The organism is Micromonospora sp. NPDC005252, assembly GCF_042872475.1.
GTDB lineage: Bacteria > Actinomycetota > Actinomycetes > Mycobacteriales > Micromonosporaceae > Micromonospora.
This window is the reverse complement of the sequence record NZ_JBIAKN010000003.1, coordinates 59,918-76,957: the sequence shown is the minus strand read 5'-3', so window position 1 is coordinate 76,957 and position 17,040 is coordinate 59,918. Positions and strand designations below refer to the sequence as shown.

Below are 17,040 nucleotides of genomic sequence, written 5' to 3'. Positions count from 1 at the left end.
GATCATGAGCGATCCCCTCCCAGTCGACGAGGGCCGCCCCGATCGGGGGATGACCGGGGCGGCCCGACGCAGGACCGACCGCCGGGACGTCGCCTCCACCGGCCGGGCCGCGCGTTCTCCACCCTGGACTCCCGGCTGCGGGCAGGGGAGGATTCCAGGGCTTACTACGCAGCGCGGTCACGTACTTACCGGGAAGGTAAGGATGAACATCGAGATGTGGGTACGGGCGTTGAAGGCCGCCCGGGCGGGTGCCGAGGTTTCCCAGGAAGCACTGGCGACCGTGATCAGGTGGAGTCCGTCCACGGTGGCCGCCATCGAGACCGGCCGACGCCGGCCGACCATGGAGTTCGCGGTCGCCGCGGACGACGCTCTCGCCACCGGCGGCCTCCTCGCCGAACTCCTCAGGGCCGCCGACCAGGAACGCGGTCCGTCCTGGTTCGCGCAGTGGCGCGAATACGAGCAGCGAGCCCTGCGCTTGCGCGCCTTCGAGGCGTGCCTGGTCCCCGGACTGCTCCAGACCGAGGCGTATGCCCGCGCCGTTATCTCGGCGGGTGGACTACATCCGCCGAACATGGTCGACGAGCTTGTTGCAGTCCGGCTGGAACGTCAGAAGCTGCTGGTCCGGGAGGTGCCGCCGCACTGCGTCTTCCTGGTGGACGAGACGGGCCTTCGTCGCCCCGTCGGTGGGCCTGCGGTGCTCGACGCCCAGCTCGGTCGACTGCAGGAAGTGGCAGACCTGCCATTCGTCCGGCTGCACGTCATTCCACTGGCGGTGGGCGAGCATGTCGGGCTCGGTGGTGGCTTTGTGCTCGCCGATCTGCCGGACCGGGACAGGGCGCTCTACCTGGAGAATGCCGTCCGGGGACACGTCATGGACGACCCGGAAATGATCGCCTTGATCGATCGCAAGTGGGATAGCCTGCTCGGCGAAGCACTGTCCACCGGCGCCTCGCTGGATCTGATCCGGAAGCTGAAGGTGACGCAATGACGATGAGCGAGCCAGGCTGGCGCACGTCGACCCGGTCGACCGACTCCGGCGGCAACTGCGTCGAGGTGGCGGACAATCTGCCCGGTGTCGTGCTGGTCCGGGACAGCAAGGATCGCTCCGGTCCGACGCTCACCTTCGCTCCGGCCGCCTGGCGTGACTTCGTCGCCCAGGCCGCCCAGAGGGCCCACGGCACCGGTCGGAACGCCGGTTAACGACGCGGGGTGACAGTGGCCAGCAGTTCCGGCTGACGGCGGTCCAGCACGTCACCGGCCAGGTACGCGCCCAGCAGCGCCGCCCCCAGCCCGTACGCCGCGCCGACCGGGAGGGCCAGCCAGAGCCAGGCGTCGCCGAGCAGCGCGGCGGCCACCACCATCGGCACCGCGACCACCGCCGTGGTGATCATGGACAGCAGGGTGAGCAGGCCCTTCGCCACGCCCGCGCCACTGTTCATCGCGAACGGGTTGCTCGTCTCCGGCAGCGCGTACGCCGCGAGCACCGAGACGAAACTGTTCACCGCCAACCCGACACCGTAGGTGGCGGCTAGGCTGCCGACCATCAGCCCGATCCATGCCGGTCGAGCGAGCAGCGCCGACAGCACCACCGCGACGACTGCCAGCATCGGCAGGACGTACAGCGAGAACGCGGTCATCCGCGCGCGCAGCTCGACCCGGCCGGGCACGCCGGCCACGACGTTCGCCGCGTACGCGTTGCCGTCGAAGCCGAACTGGTTGGCCAGGGTGACCGACGCGAGCACGCCGACGAAGAGCAGCGAGATGGTGACCACGACCGGCGAGCTGTCGCTGGTGGCCGCCGTGAACCCCGCGCCGTCCTCGGCCGCGAAGTCCCCGCCCGTGACATTGATCAACACGGGTACGAAGATGCCGACCACCGCGATCGTGATCAGGCTGGCCCGGCGACGGGCGTCCCGCCACCAGTAACGGGCCTCCCGGGCGACCAGCGCGCCGAACCGGTCTCGTCGGGCCCAGCCCGCGGCCCGGGGAAACAGTTGGGCGACCGCCCCACCGGTGACGCCGCGCTGCGCGGGGGCCTTGCCGGTGCTCGCCGTGCCGACCATCGCCGACTCCAGCGAGCGGGACCACCAGGCCAGCAGGGCGACAATCGCCGCCACCGTGATCAGCAGCTTGAGCGGGGCGGCCCACACCCGTCCCTGCGCCACGTCGATGCCGGCGGTCCAGGGTGCCCCGAACGGCGTCCACCCGAGCACCGTCGCGGCACCGGTCAGCCGGGTCCAGTCCGTCTCGCGCAGCGCCGCCAGGCCGAAGACCTGCAACGGCCCGAGCAGCGCGGCGGCCACCGCCAGCAGCACGGCCGCCAGATCCCGCACCCGGCGGGACCGCAACATACTGGCGAATGCGCTGGTCACCGCCCGGCTGGCGGCCACGCAGAGCAACAACCCGGCGAGTACGCCGACCAGGGCCACCAGGCCGGCGGACCAGCCGCCCAACGCCCAGGCGGTCAGCACCAGCCCCAGCACGGCGACCGACATCGCCAGCACCGGCACGCTGACCAGCGCGGCGGCGAACAGGCCGGTGACCAGCGTGCGGCGCGGCAGCGGCAGCAGCGCGAACCGGGCCGGGTCCAGGGTCTCGTCCACGCCGAAGAAGACCAGGGGCAGCAGCAGCCAACCGAGCACCAGCAGGCCACCGCCGGCGGCCGCGACCAACACCGCGTACCTGCCGTTGCCGGCCAGGCCCGGCGCGGCGAAGAGGAAGAAGGCGCTGGCCGCGAACCACAGCCCGACCAGCGCGCCACCGATGAACAGCGCGATCCGCCAGCCCTGACCCCGGAAGTTGTTGCCCATCACCCGCAGCTTGAGCCGCACGAAGTGCCGGGCGGAGACCGTCCGCGCCGGACCGGCGGGCGCGGCGGCGACGTTCACCGGGAGAGCCATGACAGCTCGTCACCGGTCGCGGTGCGCCCGCCGACCACCTCGACGAAGACCTGCTCCAGCGACCGGCCGCCGCGGACGTCGGCGATCGTGCCGACCCGCTTGATGGCCCCCTGGGCGAGGATCGCCACGTGCGAGCACAGCCGCTCGACGACCTCCATCACGTGACTGGAGAAGATCACCGTGCCACCGCCGGCCGCGTACCGGGTGAGGATGTCGCGGATCAGCGCCGCCGACACCGGGTCGACCGCCTCGAACGGCTCGTCCAGCACCAGCACCCGGGGGCCGTGCAGCAGCGCGCAGGCCAGGCCGATCTTCTTCTTCATGCCCGCCGAGTAGTCCACCACCAGCGTCCGGCCGGCGTCGCCGAGCGCCAGCACGTCGAGCAGTTCCGCAGCCCGCTGGTCGACCACCGCCGGGTCCATCCCCCGCAGCAGTCCGTGGTACGCCAGCAGCTCCGCACCGGTCAGCCGGTCGAACAGCCGTACCCCGTCGGGCATCACGCCGAGCAGCCGCTTGGCCGCGACCGGATCGCGCCAGACGTCCTGGCCGAGCACCCACGCCGAACCGGCGTCCGGCCGCAACAGCCCGACCGCCATCGACAGGGTGGTGGTCTTGCCGGCGCCGTTCGGGCCGAGCAGACCGTAGAAGGAGCCGGCCGGTACGTCCAGATCGACGCCCGCCACCGCGATCGTGCCGTCGAACCGCTTCGCCAGGCCACGCAGCGCGAGCGCGGGGTGCTCACCAGTCATGGGCCCGACGTTATCCGTCGATCGCCAGTTCCGCCGTCCGGCGGCGGATGGACCCGGGGTCATCCCCGAGTCGGAGTTCGTAGCCTTACAGCGCCGCCACCCCGCCCCGGTGAGCGTTGCCGTCGCCATATCGCCGATGTGGGGCTGTGCAGACGTCCGGATGGCCCCACATCGCCGATCTGGAATCAGCTACGCGCGCTGCCTCACAGGCGCAACGCTTCGGGGGTGTGCAGGCGCAGCATGGTGGCGGCGACGTCGGCCGGCGCCCGTCGGCGGGTCGCCATGGACACCGCGACCATCACGGTGAACGCCAGCGGCACCGTCCAGGCGGCCGGCTGCGCGGTGAGCGTGGCGGGCCAGCCCGACAGCGGCGGGCCGAGCACGGTGACCAGCACCGCTCCGATCGCCGCCCCACCGCCGGCCAGCACACCGGCGGCGGCGCCCAGGTCGGTCAGCCCTCGCCACCAGATGCCGAGCACCAGCAGCGGGCAGAAGCTCGACGCGGCGACCGCGAAGGCCAACCCGACCACCTGGGACACGTCCAGCCCGGAGACGTGCAGGGCCAGCGCCGTCGGCACGCCCCCGGCGATGATGGTGGCCAGCCGGAAGCCGCGCACCGAGCCCCGGCCGAGCACGTCCGTCGAGATCACCCCGGCGACGCTGGTCAGCAGCCCCGACGAGGTGGAGAGGAAAGCCGCGAACGCTCCCGCCGCGACCAGCGCGGCGAGCAGCCGCCCGACCAGCCCGTCACCGAGGGCCGCGCCGGGCAGCAACACCACCACCGCGTCGGTCTGCCCGCTGACGAGCAGCTGCGGTGTGTAGATCCGGCCCAGCACCCCGTACAGGGTGGGCAGCAGGTAGAAGGCGCCGACCAGGGCCAGGACCACAAGCGTCGTCCGCCGCGCCGCCGCGCCGTCGGGGTTGGTGTAGAAGCGGACCAGCACATGCGGCAGGCCCATCGTGCCGAGGAACGTGGCCAGGATCAGGGAGTACGTCCCGAACAGGCCCCGGTCGTCGTCGCCGGCCGCGCTGGGCAGCAACCAGTCCCCCGCGTCGGTGGCCACCCCGGACACCTCCGGCACCGGGTCACCGGCGGCGAAGGTCAGCTCGTCGCCGGGGCGTACCTCTCGGATGTCGCCGTCGGCCAGGGTGAGGGTCGCGCGGTGCTCGACCACGACGGTGGTCGCGGCCCGGAACGTCGGCCCGTCGGGCGGCGTCACCGCCGGGCGGCCGTCGGCCTGCCACTGCAACGCCAGGAAGATCACCGGTACGGCGAGAGCGGTCAACTTGAGCCAGTACTGGAACGCCTGGACGAAGGTGATCGCCCGCATTCCGCCGAGCGCCACGTTCGCGGTGACCACGGCGGCCACCAGAAGGGCGCCCACGGGGTACGGGGAGCCGGCCACCGTGGCCAGGGTGAGCCCGGCGCCCTGCAACTGCGGCACCAGGTAGAGCCAACCGATGAAGATCACGAAAGCCGTGGCGAGGATGCGCAGGCGACGGGACCCCAGCCGCAGCTCGCAGAAGTCGGGCAGCGTGAACGCGCCGGAGCGGCGCAGCGGCGCGGCCACGAACAGCAGCAGGGCCAGGTAGCCGGCGGCGAACCCGACCGGATACCAGAGGACGTCCACGCCGTACTTGAGGACGAGGCCGGCGATGCCGAGGAAGCTCGCGGCCGACAGGTATTCCCCGCCGATGGCGGCGGCGTTCCAGGTCGGACTGATCGCCCGGGACGCGACAAGGAAGTCGGACGTGGTCCGTGCCAGCCGCAGCCCGTAGAAGCCGATCCCGACGGTGACCAGCGTGACCGCGACGATGGCCGGAACCACGTAGTCGTTGCCCACGTCAGCGCTCCGGCCGCTGCACCAGGTCGGTGAAGTCCTGCTCGTTGCGCTCGGCCAGCCGCACGTACGCCCAACCCACCGCGATCAGGAACGGGAACGAGACCAAGCCGAGCAGCAGCCAGGGCAGGTTGACGCCGGCCACGGTGGTCCGGCCGAGCGACGGTGCGATGGCGAACAGCCAGGGCAGCCCGCCCAGCCCGATGACGACCACCAGCGACAGCCGCAACGCCAGCGCGAGCTGGGCACGGACCAGGCCGCGAACCAGCGCCTCGCCGACCTGGGTCTGCTGGGCCAACTCGGCGCGGGTCCGCTCGGAGCGGGTGTCCCGCCGGGTGATGTCGGCCAACACGATCCGGGCCCGCCGGGGCGGCGGTACCGCACCGCCCGACCCCACGTCAGACAGTTGCTCGGCCACCCCGGCAGTCTTGCCCGCCCAGCGCGATTGTCAAGCGTTCGCGCTCACCAGCGCAGCTGAGCGGCACAGTTCGCCGCGCTGCTGGTCACCTGGGTCGCGTCCAGGACGGACCGGGCCCGTTCCCGGCCGAGGTTCGTCGCCCAAAAGCCGTCCTCGGGCAGCTCGAAGGCGATCCCCCGAAGCGCGCACGTCCGCATCGGCTCGGGCAGCCGGGCCAGGGCCGGTACGGCATCGGCCGACAGCCCGGAGAGGTAGGTGAGGTCGAGGCGGCCGGTTTCGAGGTACCTGTCGACGTTCCGGTCCGCGATCAGTCGGTCCGGGTTGACCAGGGCCAACCCCAGCAGCGCCAGCACCGCGGTGCCGATCACCAGTCGGGGCAGCCAGTCGGCCCGTAGCCGCGCCACCGCCACGCCGACCAGGACGAAGAGCACTCCGAGCGCCAGCTCGACGGTCGCCACGAAGAGCCGCAGCCGGGTGGCGCCGTACGCGTCGGCATAGACCTGCATGCGGTAGAGCGACGAGGCGACGACGACCAGGCTGAGTGCCGTGAGCACACCGAGCAGCACCCGGACCAGCAGCCGGTCGGCACCGGTGGCCTTCGGTGCCCGGCGGGCCGCGACGGCGATCACCAGCAGGGTGAGCGCGGTGACGGCGAGCAGTTGCCAGAACCCGCTTCGGGCGTACTCGGCGTAGGTGAGGCCGGCCGTACGCAACACGTGCCCCGCGCCCCCGAAGAACACGGTCAACTGCACCAGTACGAAGGCGGCGAACAGGGCGTCGAGCAGCACCAGCGGCAGGGCCCATTCCAGCCGGTGCACCGGCCGGCCCGGCTTCGCGCGCAGACTGTCCAGGTCGGGCGGCCGGCTGACCAGGTACGCGCCGCCGAGCAGGCCCAGGCCGATCAGCCCGAGGCGTACCACCCAGCCGACCACACCGCCCGGCGAGATGTCCGGCAGGAGGCCCGCCAGCAGATCGGCGAAGACCGCGTCGGCGGAGGAGAACAGCAGACCGAACAGCGTCAGCAGACCGACCGAGATCGCCAGGCTGGTCACGATCCGCCCGATCCCGGGCCCGGACGAGCGGGTGCGGTGCAGCCCGCGTACCGCCCAGGGGAGCGCTCGGACCGTCGCGGCCGGCGGCAGCGTCACGGCCAGCAGCATCCCGAAGGGGGTCCGGCCACCGGTCACCGCGAGCGTCGCGGTCACCGCGGCGGCGAGCAGGCAGAGCACGAAGAGCCAACCGGCGGCCCGGACCGTGCCGACGGCGATCAGCGCGACCGTCGCGGCAGCCCAGGCGACCTGCGCCGCCCGCCCCGGTGCCCCCGTGGCACCGGGACGGACGGTGGTCGCGGCCCCTGACGAAGCCGCCGCCGGGGTCGGACCCGGCACGGCGGTTGGACTCGGTGCAGCGGTTGGACCCGGTGCAGCGGTTGCAGCCGGCACGGCGGTTGCAGCCGGTGCAGCGGTTGGCGTGGCCGCGGTGGGAGTCGGCGCAGCCGTCGCGGCTGCCGCAGCCGTCGCGACTGGCGGGGCCGGCGTGGCCGCCGGTGGCCGCGCGGCGCTGGTGGCGGCCGTCGTGGCGGCGTCCGGAGTCGACGCGAGGGTGGTGGCTCCCGCAGTTGCGGCTGGCGTGCCGGCGGAGGTCGACTCGGCGGTGGCCGCAGCGGGCGCAGTGGTCAGCGGCGGTGCCGGCGGTGCGCCCGGTGCGCTGGGCGGCAGTCCCGGTCGGGGATCCGGTGCGGGGGACGCGGCGCGTTCGGTCAGGTCGGTTGCGGCGGACGGCGTGCCGGACCGGACGACGAATTTGGCGGTGGCGAGTGCGGCGGTGGCCGCCAATGCGGCGACCAGCCAGCCCAGTCCGGGCCGGACCACCGTCAGCACCGAGGCGCCGACGACCGCCGCCGCCGTCAACACGCCCAGGAGCAGCGGATGGGCGGTGCCGGTCGGCCCCGGCCAGCACCGCGCGAGCAGCGACGGTGGCCGTGGTCGGACGGGCTGGGCCGGCCAGGGTTGCGGTGGCCAGGGTTGGGGCCGGCCGGCCGTCGGCGGAGGCGTCGGCCCGGGGCCGGCCCAGGCCTGGCCGGGCTGGGAGGCCTGGCCAGGCTGAGCGGGCTGGCCGGGCTGGGCGGCCTGGGCGGGCGGGGTGGGCTGCGGTCCGGTCGGTCCGGTCGGTCCGGTGGCCGGTGCGGACGTGCTGCCGGGGCTGGTCATGCGGCCTCTTCTCGGTGTGGCCCGTTGCTCGGGATGGTGACCCGGATGCGGCAACCGGGCTGGGAGTTTCTGGCGGCTCCGGCCGGGTCGAGGACCCCGATCTGACCGCCGTGCAGTTCGACGACCCAGCGGGCGATGGCCAGGCCCAGGCCGGTCCCACCGCCGGCCGCCCGGTCGCCGCGGGTGAACCGCTCGAACACCCGGGAACGCTCGGTCGTCGGAATGCCCTGCCCCTCGTCGCTCACCTCGACGTGGAGTTGGCCGGCGTGTTCCTCGGCGCTCACCCGCACGGTGCCGCCGGGTGGGCTGTGCCGCGCCGCGTTGTCCAGCAGGTTCGCGAACACCTGGTGCAGCCGCCACGGGTCCGCGCGCACGGTCAGCGGCACCGCCAGCTCGCGGAGCCGGAAGTCCACGTCGAGCCCCGCCCCGGCGGCGCTGGCGGTGGCGTGCTCCACCGCCTCGTCCAGGAAGTCCCCCACGTCGATGCGGACCCGGCGCAGCGGCACCACCCCGGCGTCGAGACGGGACAGGTCGAGCAGGTCGGCGACGAGGTGCCCGAGCCGTTCGGTCTGGGACAGCGCCGCGCGCAGGGCCGCCGGCTCCGGCTCGGCCACCCCGTCCACCATGTTCTCCAGTACGCCCTGCAAGGCGGTGATCGGCGTACGCAGCTCGTGGGAGACGTTGGCGATCAGCTCGCGTCGGCGCTGGTCCGCCGCGTGCAGGTCCTCGGCCATCTTGTTGAACGCCTGGGCCAGCTCACCCACCTCGTCGCGGGAGGTGGCGCGCACCCGACGGGTGTAGTCGCCGCGGGCCATCGCCCCGGCGGCCGCCGTCATCTCGCGCAGCGGCGAGGTCATCCCGTGGGCGAGCACCTGCGAGGTGACCAGCGCGATGCAGATGACGGTGATCGACGTGCCCGGCGGGAGCCAGCCGATGCCGTACCAGAAGTAGCCGATGGCCACCGCCCAGGAGGCGACCAGCAGGACACCGAGCTTCATCTTGATCGAGCGGACCGGGTCCAGCGGGCGAGGCAGCGCCCGGTCCAGCCAGTCCACCAGCCGGTGGTTGGTCACGCGGGCACCTCCAGGGCGTACCCGACGCCGTGCACGGTCCGGATGAGATCGGCGCCGAGCTTGCGCCGCAGGGCCTTGACGTGGCTGTCCACGGTGCGGGTGCCGGTGCCTTCGGCCCAGCCCCACACGTCGGCGAGCAGCCGCTCCCGGGGCAGCACCGTGCGGGGCCGCCCGGCGAGGTGGATCAGGAGGTCGAACTCGGTCGGCGTGAGGTGCACGTCCGCGCCGGAGCGCCGAACCCGCCGCTCGGCCTCGTTGATTTCGATGTCGCCGAGCCGGATGGCGGGTGCCGCGGGGGTCGCGGCCCGTTCCATCCGGCGCAGCAGCACGTGTACGCGGGCGGCCAGCTCGCGCATCGAGAACGGCTTGGTGAGGTAGTCGTCCGCGCCGACCGCGAGCCCGACCAGCAGATCGGTCTCGTCGTCGCGGGCGGTGAGCATCAGCACCGGCACCGGCCGGACGGCCTGGATCCGCCGGCACACCTCCAGGCCGTCGAAGCCGGGCAGCATCACGTCGAGGACGACGAGGTCCGGCTGGCCGGTCCGGAACCGCTCGACCGCGCTGGGGCCGTCCGTGGCGATCTCCACGGCGAAACCCTCGGCGCGGAGTCGGGCGGCGACCGACTCGGCGATGGTGCGTTCGTCCTCGACGACCAGGACCCGGCGTTCCTTCATGGGGTCTGACTGTAGGGAGCCACCGTGGAGATCAGTGGGTGGCATTGTGAATAACCTGTGGAGAACGGTTCACCCCTGTGGATAACCCGAGGGTCACGACAGGTGGCCTCGGCGAACGCCCGAGCCTCGTTGTGGACGATCGAGCGAGCCGCGTCAGGATGGCCCGTGCGCCGGTTACTCCAGGCCGACGCGTACCGGGCGGGCCGAGGCGGAGCCGAGCCAGGTGTGCGGATTGCCGTACCAGCACCAGCCCAGCTTCGGGGCGCCCTGGCTGATCCACAGGGCGGGCACCCGCTTGTCACCGCACCGGGAGCCGACCAGCGAGAAGCACCTGTTGCTGGCCAGCGCCTCCGGATAAAGCGTGATGAAGGCGAGCCCCTCGTCGATGGTGAGTGGCAGCCGATCCTGGGCGGTCATGCCCTCCATCGCCGCGGCCGGGGCGAGGTTGCGGAACTCCTCGCCCCGGTCGACGTCGAAGAGCAGGTACGCCGGCCCGGCGGGCACCTCCAGCTCCTTGATCGGGTCGAAGCGCGGCAGGTCGCCCTCGGCGTAGTGCCGGTCGAGGAAGCCGGGCTTGCGCTTGCCGGCCAGGGTGGTGAGTGCGAGCCGGGGCTCCACCCCGACCAGGTCCCGCGTGACGACCAGCAGGAACGGCACCCGGGCGTCGGTGGGCGCGGGCAGGCCGGCGGCGCCGTCGACCGCGCGGGCCCGCAGCGGCGCGACCAGGTCACGGAAGGCGCTCTCGGGCATCCCGGCCAGGGCCGGATAGCCCAGTCGCACCAGGTGGTCGAGTTGGCGGTCGAACTCGGTCTCGGCGTCGAACGGAGTCTCGTGCACGGCGGCCTCCCGGTTGTCGTATCGGCTATCGTACAACGTACGGGAGGGCCGGGAGCTTTCCCGCCTCAGCGACTCCAATCCTGCTTCGCCGCCCTGACCAGCTTGTCCTTCAGCTCCCGGGTGTGCCGCCGGCTCACCGGCAGCTCGGTGGAGTCGACCACCACCACGTACCCGGAGTTCACCAGGCGCAGCTCCGCGATCAACTTCAACTGCACCAGGTACGACCGGTGCACCCGGACGAAACCGGCGTCCGCCCACCGCTCGGCGAGCGTGGCCAGCGAGACCCGCACCAGGTGCGACCCCTCCGCGGTGTGCAGCCGGGCGTAATCGCCCTGCGCCTCCACCCACCGCACCGCCGAGCGCGGCAGCATCCGGGTGGTGCCGGCCAGCTCGATCGGGATGGTCGGGTCCTCCTCGGCCCGGGCCAGCGCCGCCGGATGCGACGGCACCACCCGCGAGCCGATCACCCGGCGCAGCGACTCGGCCAGCCGTTCGGCGCGTACCGGTTTGCGCACGTAGTCCGTGGCGCCCAGGTCGAACGCGTCCACCGCCCCGTCGTCGTACGCGGTCACGAACACGATCGCCGGCGGCCGGGCGAACCGGCGCAGCACCCGGGCCAGCTCCATGCCGTCCAGGCCGGGCATCCGGATGTCCAGGAAGACCACGTCCACGTCACCGTCGCGTAGCAGCCGCAGCGCCTCGGTGGCGTCCCCGGCGGTGTGCAGGCGGGCCACCCGGGGGTCGGCCCGCAGGTGGTACGCCAACTCGTCGAGCGCGGGCGGCTCGTCGTCCACCGCCAGCACCCGCAGGAAGCCGGTGGTCACGAGCCGGCCCGTACGCCCGGGTGGAACTTCGGCACCCGCATGCTCACCCGGGTGCCCGAGCCCAGCCCGGTCTCGACGACCAGACCGAAGCGGTCCCCGAAGACCGACCGCAGTCGCTCGTCGACGTTGGAGAGGCCGACGTGCTGACCCGGGTCGTCCCCCGGGTCGCCGGTGCTGCGGGCCAGCTCGGCGATGCCGGCGGTAAGCGTGGTCGGATCCATTCCCACCCCGTCGTCCTCCACCGTGATGTGGCATTCGGCGCCCGCGTCCCGGGCCTCGATGCTCACCATGCCCGTGCCCGGCTTGCGGGACAACCCGTGCCGGACGGCGTTCTCCACCAGCGGCTGAAGGCAGAGGAACGGGAGCGTCACCGGCAGCACCTCCGGGGCGATCTGCAACCGCACCTGCAACCGGTCCCCGAACCGGGCCCGCTCGATCGTCAGGTACCGGTCGATCGACCGCAGCTCCTCGGCCAGCGTGGTGAACTCGCCGTGCGCCCGGAACGAGTACCTGGTGAACTCCGCGAACTCCAGGATCAACTCCCGGGCCCGCTCCGGGTCGGTGCGGACGAACGAGCCGATCGCGGTCAACGCGTTGTAGATGAAGTGCGGGCTGATCTGCGCCCGCAACGCCCGGACCTCCGCTCTCGCCAGCCGCTCCCGTGACGAGTCCAGCTCGGCCAGGGCGAGCTGGTTGCCCGCCCAGTGCGCCGTCTCCAGGGTGGCCTGGACCAGTCCCGGCGCCGGCACGCCGTCGGCGATCGCCACCAGTGCGCCGACCACGCGGGCGTCCGCCCCGTGCAGGGGCGCGACCACCGCCCCGCGGATCGGGCAGTCGACCCGGTCGCACCGCAGGTCGGACTCCCCGAGCACCGTCGAGCGCCCGGTGGCCACCGAGCGCTGGGCCGCCGCGAGCAGTTGCTCACCGTGGTGTGTGCCGCGCCCGTCGAGGGCGAGCACCTCGTCGGCGTCGGTGAGCGCCAGCCCGACCGCGCCCACCAGGGCCCGCAGATGGCGTACGGCCTTCGTCGCGCCCGCCGCGCTCAGCCCCGCCCGCAACGGCTCGGCGGCCAGCCCGGCGGTGTGCAGCACCTCGTAGGTGGCCCGTTGGGTGGCGGTGGCGATGCCGCGCCGGGCGCGCAGCCGCAGCACCGCCAGCAGGGCCGCGGTGAGCGCGGTGACCAGCGAGACGACGCCGACGACGGCGGAGAGGTTGCCACCCACGCAGCGATCCTGACGGCTCGCGGCCCTCCGCGCTAGTACGCGCCCTTGCGGGCGAGCACCACCCCGACGGTGCGCCACAGGATGCTCAGGTCGTACGCCAGCGACCAGTTGTCGACGTAGTAGAGGTCCAGCCGGACGGCCTCGTCCCAGGACAGGTCGGAGCGGCCGGAGACCTGCCAGAGACCGGTCATGCCGGGGCGGACCAGCAGGCGACGCCGCACGTCGCCCAGGAAGTCGCCGTCGTCGGCCGGCAGCGGGCGGGGCCCGACCAGCGACATCTCACCCCAGAGCACGTTGATCAACTGCGGCAGCTCGTCCAGCGACGAGGCCCGCAGGAAGCGACCCACCGGGAAGACCCGGGGATCCTGCTTCATCTTGAACAGCATGCCGTCGGTCTCGTTCTGGTCGGTGAGGCTGGCCAGCCGGTCCTCGGCGTCGACGTACATGGTCCGGAACTTCCACACCCGGAAGGTGCGCCCCTCGTGCCCCACCCGGGGCTGGCGGAAGAACACCGGCCCGGGGTCGGAGATGCGGATCGCCACGGCGATGGCGACGAAGAGGGGGATCAGCAGCAGCAGGCCCAGGCCGGCGGCGACCCGGTCCATCAGGTTCTTGGCCAGCAGCGCCGGCCCGGAGAGGGTCGGCTCCTCGACGTGCAGCAGCGGCAGACCCTCGATCGGCCGGATGTGCACCCGAGGGCCGGCGATGTCGGTCAACTGCGGCGCGACCACCAGGTCGACGCCGGAGCCCTCCAACTGCCAGGCCAGCCGGCGCAGTTCGCCCGGCTCGGCGCTGGCCGACCCGCAGACGGCGATGGTGTCCCCACCGACCTCGCGGACCAGGGCCAGGACGTCGCGGCCGGCGTGCACCGGCACCGGGGTCGGCACCCCGCGGGCCGCCGCGTACCCGTCGGTGATGTGGATCGCGACCGGGACCAGCCCGGCGTTCGGGCTGCGGGTGACCGCCGCGTAGACCTCCAGGCACTCCGGCAGGGTGCCGACCAGCACCATCCGGTGTGCCGCCTGGCCGGCCCGCCGACGGATGTAGTGCAGCGCCCAGCGGGCGACGAAGCGGCCCCACAGGATCAGCAGGAGCGCCCCGAGCAGTGCCGTGCCGACCGTCCAGCGAGACAGCGCGGTCTTGGTGGCGAACGCGAGGAAGGAGACGCTTGCCGCGACCGTGACGGCGGCCCGGATGACCCGTTTGAACTCGTCCGGCCCGAGCCCCAGATAGCGCCGGTCGTACGCCCGGTTGCTCCAGAGGATGACCACCCAGCCGAGCGGCAGCAGCAGGTAGGAGACGGTGTGGAACCAGGTCGGATCCTGGTTGGTGCCGGAGAAGCCGGAGGCGGCCTGGTCGAAGAGCTGGATCGCGATCCAACTGGCGAACGCCGCCGCGCCGAAGTCGAGCAGCAGCAGGATGGCGGTGTAGGGGCGGTGCCAGCGGGAGACACGGCGTCGCGCCCTGGCCCACGCCGACCGAGGGACGCCGTTGTGTGACGGCGGCGTCGGCGGCTGGATCTCGAAGCTGTCGACGTGCCGCACGAGTCTGCTCCGGCCTTCGTTGGATACCGGGCGCTGGAGGCTTGCCGTCACCTCACCCATGTCCTCCCGCATGACACGGGCCGCTCACTCGGCGTGAGGGCCCGGGTCGCCCACCGTCCCAGTCTCCCACGCGGGCTCCGACCGGTCGTCGCCCCGAAGGAGATTGGCGACCGATGGTGCCGGCGGGATCTGGCCGGCTCCGCACCATTTCAGAAGCCGGGGACCGGACCACTATACCGATGGATGCGCGTGTGGCGAGAACGGTGGACGGGAGCTTCGGCTCAGTCTGGCCGATTCCGCTCCGTAGTCGCCGAGTGCAATTACTCACCGTACAAGTCGGGACAACCTTCGGTCAGCGAGCGGCTTGCCGCCCGTCTGGCACGTCGCGCAGTACTGCAGGCTCGAATCGGCGAACGACACATCGCGCACGGTGTCCCCGCAGACCGGGCAGGGCAGCCCGGTGCGGGCGTGCACCTTCAACCCGGACCGCTTCTCACCCTTCAGCTCGGCGGCACGCTGGCCGAGGGACCGCTCGACCGCGTCACCGAGCACCTGGCGGGTCGCCGCGTGCAGGGTGGCGAGTTGGGTGTCCGTGAGCCGGTCGGTGATCGCGAACGGGGACAGCTTCGCGGCGTGCAGGATCTCGTCCGAGTACGCGTTGCCCACCCCGGACAGCACCGACTGGTCGGTCAACACCCCCTTGACCTGTCCGCGCCGACTGCGCAGCCGCTCCGCGAAGGTGGGCAGGTCGGCGGCGAGCGCGTCCGGGCCCAGCTTGGCCACCCCCGGCACCGCGGCCGGGTCGGTGACCAGGTAGGCGGCCAGCTTCTTCTGGGTGCCGGCCTCGGTGAGGTCGAAGCCGGAGCCGTCGTCGAGGCGGACGCGCACCGCGATCGGGCCCTTGCCGGGTCGCAGCGGCGTCGTGGCGGGAAACGCCTCCCGGTAGTGCAGCCAGCCCGCCCGGGCCAGGTGCACCACGAGGTGCAGATCACCCTCGACGACCACGTCGAGGAACTTGCCGTGCCGGCGGGCGTCGACCACCGCCCGACCAGCGACCGCGGCGGGTGCCGGGTCGTACGTCTTCAGGGCGCTGATCGCGGCGATCTCCAGCCGGTCGACACGCCGCCCCACCGCGCGCTGCCGCAGGTAACCCGCGAGCGCCTCAACCTCCGGTAGTTCGGGCACCAGCCAACGGTAGCCTTCTTTCCCGTGAGAATCGTGGTGGCGCACAACCGGTACCGGGAAGCTCAGCCCTCCGGCGAGAACACGATGGTCGACTCGGAGATCGCTCAGCTCACCGCTGCCGGCGTCGAGGTGCTGCCCTTCATCCGCAGCTCGGACGAGATCCCGTCGATGTCGAAGGCGGCCAAGGCGCTGCTGCCGATCTCGCCGATCTGGGCGCCGCGTGCCCAGCAGGACCTGAGCCGGCTGCTCACCGAGCACCGCCCGGACGTCCTGCACCTGCACAACCCGTACCCTCTGATCTCGCCGTGGGTGGTGCGGACCGCGCACCGGCACGGCGTGCCGGTGGTGCAGACGGTGCACAACTACCGGCAGGTCTGCTCGTCGGGGATCTACTTTCGCGACGGGGTGATCTGCCAGGACTGCAAGGGTCGGGCGCTGGGCGTGCCGGCGATCAAGCACCGGTGCTACCGCGACTCGACGGCGCAGAGCGCGCTGATGGCGACCACCCTGGCCGTGCACCGGGGCACCTGGCGCTCGGTGGACCGGTACATCGCGCTCACCACTGCCATCGCCGACCACCTCCGCGATTACGGCATTTCGGACGACCGGATCGTCGTGAAGCCGAATGCCGTACCCGATCCGGGCCGGCCTGCCCCGCTGGGTGACGGCTTCCTCTACATGGCCCGGCTCTCGCCCGAGAAGGGTGTCGAGCTGCTGCTGGACGCCTGGCGTCGCCATCCGGTGGGCACCCTGGGCACGCTCCGCGTGGCCGGTGACGGCGAGCTGCGCCCGCTGGTGGAGGCCGCCGCCGCCGAGCGACCCGACGTGGTCTACCTCGGTCAGCTCGACCGCGTCGGGGTACGCGCCGCCGTCGAGGCGAGCGCCGTGGTGATCGCGGCCTCGATGTGGCACGACGTGCTGCCGACCGTGATCATCGAGGCGCTGGCCAGCGGTCGGCCGGTGCTCGGCACCGCGTTGGGCGGCATTCCGTACCTCGTCGGAGCGGACGCCCCGCACGAGCCTGCCGGCACCGGCCCGGCCGAGACCGCCTCGGCGGTCGTCGGCGGCGGTGGCCCGGTCACGCCGGCCGGGATCGGCCTCGGCGAGGCAGGCTGGGTGGTGGCTCCGGAGCCGGCCGCGCTGGCGGCGGCCCTGCCGGTGGCCCGGGCCGGCGCGTCCGGGCTCACCCTGGCCGCCCGCGCCCGCTACGAGCGGACCTTCCACCCGGACGTGGTCACCAAGCAGCTCATCGACATCTACGCCGGCATGGCCCGCACGCCCCGCCCCGCTAAGCCACCTCACCTGGCAGGGCGGCGGTGTCCCGGACGGAGCTGAGGATCGTGACCAGGCGATCCATGTCAGCGGACGGGAAGTCAGATTCCTGGGCGGGAGCAGCGGCGGCCTCGATGACGTTGCGGGCTGCCGCGGACAACCGACAATCCGGAGTCCGGCAGACCCGGCAGTGACCGTCCGGGCCGGCCCGGTGGTCGCGGAGGACCGCTCGGGCGGTGAGGATCAGCCGGTTGCGGATCTGCGCCAACGACAGGAACGGCGCGGTCATG

The 17,040-nt window shown here is 72.8% G+C and carries 17 protein-coding genes; 4 read left to right on the top strand and 13 right to left on the bottom strand.

Annotated features, from left to right (window positions below):
• The first annotated feature begins 202 nt into the window (after positions 1 to 202).
• Together ACFYPH_RS09925 and ACFYPH_RS09920 are read left to right on the top strand one after the other, a co-directional pair.
• On the top strand, positions 203 to 988 hold the full coding sequence (locus tag ACFYPH_RS09925) for a helix-turn-helix transcriptional regulator (protein WP_354857357.1): 786 nt from the start codon (positions 203 to 205) through the stop codon (positions 986 to 988).
• Positions 985 to 1,200, top strand: coding sequence for a DUF397 domain-containing protein (locus tag ACFYPH_RS09920; protein ID WP_363935805.1), 216 nt, complete (start codon positions 985 to 987; stop codon positions 1,198 to 1,200). Before ACFYPH_RS09925 ends, ACFYPH_RS09920 begins: the two co-directional genes overlap by 4 nt.
• Here ACFYPH_RS09920 and ACFYPH_RS09915 read toward each other — a convergent pair.
• The 5 genes from ACFYPH_RS09915 to ACFYPH_RS09895 form a co-directional block, all read right to left on the bottom strand.
• Positions 1,197 to 2,900 carry an ABC transporter permease gene (locus tag ACFYPH_RS09915; protein WP_355063449.1) on the bottom strand — a complete coding sequence of 568 codons (1,704 nt, stop codon included), beginning with the start codon at positions 2,898 to 2,900 and terminating at the stop codon, positions 1,197 to 1,199. The genes ACFYPH_RS09920 and ACFYPH_RS09915 overlap by 4 nt on opposite strands.
• Entirely contained in the window at positions 2,885 to 3,649 is a 765-nt protein-coding gene (locus tag ACFYPH_RS09910; RefSeq protein ID WP_266247300.1) for an ABC transporter ATP-binding protein, read from the bottom strand. Before ACFYPH_RS09910 ends, ACFYPH_RS09915 begins: the two co-directional genes overlap by 16 nt.
• 203 nt (positions 3,650 to 3,852) lie before the next feature.
• A complete protein-coding gene (locus ACFYPH_RS09905) occupies positions 3,853 to 5,493 on the bottom strand; it encodes a cation acetate symporter (RefSeq protein WP_387180704.1) in 1,641 nt (546 codons plus the stop codon).
• A gap of 1 nt (position 5,494) precedes the next feature.
• A complete protein-coding gene (locus ACFYPH_RS09900) occupies positions 5,495 to 5,908 on the bottom strand; it encodes a hypothetical protein (RefSeq protein WP_354857349.1) in 414 nt (137 codons plus the stop codon).
• Positions 5,909 to 5,952: 44 nt separating this feature from the next.
• Positions 5,953 to 7,296: a DUF4153 domain-containing protein gene (locus ACFYPH_RS09895; protein WP_387180701.1), complete on the bottom strand. Its 1,344-nt coding sequence runs from the start codon at positions 7,294 to 7,296 to the stop codon at positions 5,953 to 5,955.
• An 82-nt stretch (positions 7,297 to 7,378) separates the two neighbouring features.
• On the opposite strand from ACFYPH_RS09895, the gene ACFYPH_RS09890 reads away from it, so the two are divergent.
• The gene (locus ACFYPH_RS09890) at positions 7,379 to 8,014 is read left to right on the top strand and encodes a hypothetical protein (RefSeq protein ID WP_387180698.1); all 636 of its coding nucleotides are present in this window, start codon (positions 7,379 to 7,381) and stop codon (positions 8,012 to 8,014) included.
• Positions 8,015 to 8,114: 100 nt separating this feature from the next.
• On the opposite strand, the gene ACFYPH_RS09885 is transcribed toward ACFYPH_RS09890, so the two are convergent.
• From ACFYPH_RS09885 to ACFYPH_RS09855, 7 genes are all read right to left on the bottom strand, one after another.
• Positions 8,115 to 9,191, bottom strand: coding sequence for an ATP-binding protein (locus ACFYPH_RS09885; protein ID WP_387180695.1), 1,077 nt, complete (start codon positions 9,189 to 9,191; stop codon positions 8,115 to 8,117).
• On the bottom strand, positions 9,188 to 9,865 hold the full coding sequence (locus ACFYPH_RS09880; RefSeq protein ID WP_355063457.1) for a response regulator transcription factor: 678 nt from the start codon (positions 9,863 to 9,865) through the stop codon (positions 9,188 to 9,190). The genes ACFYPH_RS09885 and ACFYPH_RS09880 overlap by 4 nt, the downstream gene beginning before the upstream one ends.
• Positions 9,866 to 10,039: 174 nt before the next feature.
• The gene (locus ACFYPH_RS09875) at positions 10,040 to 10,702 is read right to left on the bottom strand and encodes a DUF5701 family protein (protein WP_387180691.1); all 663 of its coding nucleotides are present in this window, start codon (positions 10,700 to 10,702) and stop codon (positions 10,040 to 10,042) included.
• Positions 10,703 to 10,767: 65 nt separating this feature from the next.
• Positions 10,768 to 11,526 (bottom strand): LytTR family DNA-binding domain-containing protein, encoded by a 759-nt coding sequence (locus tag ACFYPH_RS09870; RefSeq protein WP_053651534.1) that lies wholly within the window; start codon positions 11,524 to 11,526, stop codon positions 10,768 to 10,770.
• Positions 11,523 to 12,749 carry a histidine kinase gene (locus tag ACFYPH_RS09865; protein ID WP_354857335.1) on the bottom strand — a complete coding sequence of 409 codons (1,227 nt, stop codon included), beginning with the start codon at positions 12,747 to 12,749 and terminating at the stop codon, positions 11,523 to 11,525. The genes ACFYPH_RS09870 and ACFYPH_RS09865 overlap by 4 nt, the downstream gene beginning before the upstream one ends.
• Before the next feature lie 32 nt (positions 12,750 to 12,781).
• Positions 12,782 to 14,353: a sugar transferase gene (locus tag ACFYPH_RS09860; RefSeq protein WP_354857367.1), complete on the bottom strand. Its 1,572-nt coding sequence runs from the start codon at positions 14,351 to 14,353 to the stop codon at positions 12,782 to 12,784.
• Positions 14,354 to 14,617: 264 nt separating this feature from the next.
• Positions 14,618 to 15,478, bottom strand: a complete 861-nt coding sequence (locus ACFYPH_RS09855; protein ID WP_387180687.1) for an Fpg/Nei family DNA glycosylase — start codon at positions 15,476 to 15,478, stop codon at positions 14,618 to 14,620.
• 24 nt (positions 15,479 to 15,502) lie between these two features.
• On the opposite strand from ACFYPH_RS09855, the gene ACFYPH_RS09850 reads away from it, so the two are divergent.
• Positions 15,503 to 16,813 (top strand): glycosyltransferase, encoded by a 1,311-nt coding sequence (locus ACFYPH_RS09850; RefSeq protein ID WP_387180684.1) that lies wholly within the window; start codon positions 15,503 to 15,505, stop codon positions 16,811 to 16,813.
• Here the strand turns inward: ACFYPH_RS09850 and ACFYPH_RS09845 are convergent.
• On the bottom strand, positions 16,767 to 17,039 hold the full coding sequence (locus ACFYPH_RS09845) for a hypothetical protein (protein ID WP_387180681.1): 273 nt from the start codon (positions 17,037 to 17,039) through the stop codon (positions 16,767 to 16,769). The genes ACFYPH_RS09850 and ACFYPH_RS09845 overlap by 47 nt on opposite strands.
• Between the last annotated feature and the right edge of the window lies 1 nt (position 17,040).